General features: G+C 41.4%; 1 protein-coding gene. It reads right to left on the bottom strand.

What is annotated here, in order from left to right; all coding sequences use genetic code 11:
* Nucleotides 1-112: 112 nt before the first annotated feature.
* On the bottom strand, nucleotides 113-1,656 hold a 1,544-nt coding region (locus tag VXQ92_RS16995; protein WP_416682607.1), incomplete at its 5' end, for a peptide chain release factor 3.

Raw genomic sequence — 1,656 nt, 5'->3', positions numbered from 1 at the left:
CTGCAACCACAAGCGCAATAATTGTCTTTTTACTCAAGTTCATTTCATCATCCTTTCTTATTTTTCAAAACAAAACAGCTTCTATTCGAAGCTGTTTGTCACATTTACATGATTAGTGTTCACGTGTGCTACGGAACTCAATATCAGGCCAACGCTCTTGCATAATCTGCAAATTCACTCGGCTAGGCGCAAGATACGTTAAGTGTCCGCCACCATCAATAGAAAGTTGGTCATGTGCCTTTTTCTTAAACTCATTAAGAATCTTTTCATCATCACAATGAATCCAGCGTACCGTATTTACACTTACTGGCTCATAAACACAGTCAACTTTATATTCTTCTTTCAAGCGGTAAGCAACAACGTCAAACTGAAGTACACCCACAGCTCTCACGATCAAATCATTGCTAATTTGTGGCATAAATACCTGAGTTGCACCTTCTTCAGACAACTCTTTCAAACCTTTTTGCAACTGTTTTGACTTTAATGGGTCTTTCAAACGTACACGGCGGAACATTTCCGGCGCGAAGTGAGGAATACCTGTGAAGTGCAAGTTTTCACCGCTAGTGAAAGTATCACCAATCTGGATTGTACCGTGGTTGTGTAAACCAATAATATCGCCCGGCCATGCTTCTTCTAAGTGCTCACGCTCGCCTGCAAGGAAAGTCAACGCATCACTAATACGAACTTCTTTACCAATACGTACGTGATTCATTTTCAGGCCTTTCTCGTATTTACCTGAACAAATACGCATGAAGGCAATACGGTCACGGTGTTTAGGGTCCATGTTGGCTTGAATTTTAAATACAAAGCCAGAGAAACCTTCTTCTTTTGCTTCAACCATACGCTCTTGCGTTGGATGTGCTTTAGGTTCAGGTGCCCAGTTCATAAATGCATCGAGAACGTGGTCAACACCAAAGTTACCTAATGCTGTACCAAATAAAACAGGTGTTTGTTTACCTTGTAAGAAAAGTTCACGATCTAATGGCTCATTTGCCATTTGTACAAGCTCAAGTGACTCTTCAAAAGAAGCCCAAGCTAACTCACCAACTTTTTCACGAATATCGGCGTGATTATAGCCATCACGTACTTCAATATCGGTAATGGTTGAACCAAAACCTGCTTTGTAGACATACAATTTATCTTCAAGAATATTGTATACACCAGCAAAGTCACGACCCATACCAAGTGGCCATGTAATTGGTACACAGCGAATATTCAAGACGTTTTCAATTTCATCTAACAACTCAAGTGGCTCACGAATTTCACGGTCCATTTTGTTGACGAATGAAATAATTGGTGTGTCACGCATACGACACACTTCCATCAATTTGATGGTACGTTCTTCGACACCTTTTGCACCGTCAATCACCATCAGTGCAGAGTCAACAGCAGTAAGGGTACGATAAGTATCTTCCGAGAAGTCTTCGTGCCCCGGTGTATCGAGTAAGTTAATCGTGTGACCTTTATATGGGAACTGCATAACAGACGTGGTGATCGAAATACCACGTTCTTTTTCCATTTCCATCCAGTCAGATGTAGCTGCACGATCAGATTTACGGCTTTTTACCATCCCTGCAACCTGAATCGCTTTACCCCATAACAACAGTTTTTCTGTCATGGTGGTTTTACCGGCATCGGGGTGGGAAATAATAGCAA

Source organism: Acinetobacter sp. 228, assembly GCF_048147885.1.
Note: the sequence above shows the minus strand (reverse complement) of the source record. Positions and strands in the feature narration are given on the sequence as shown.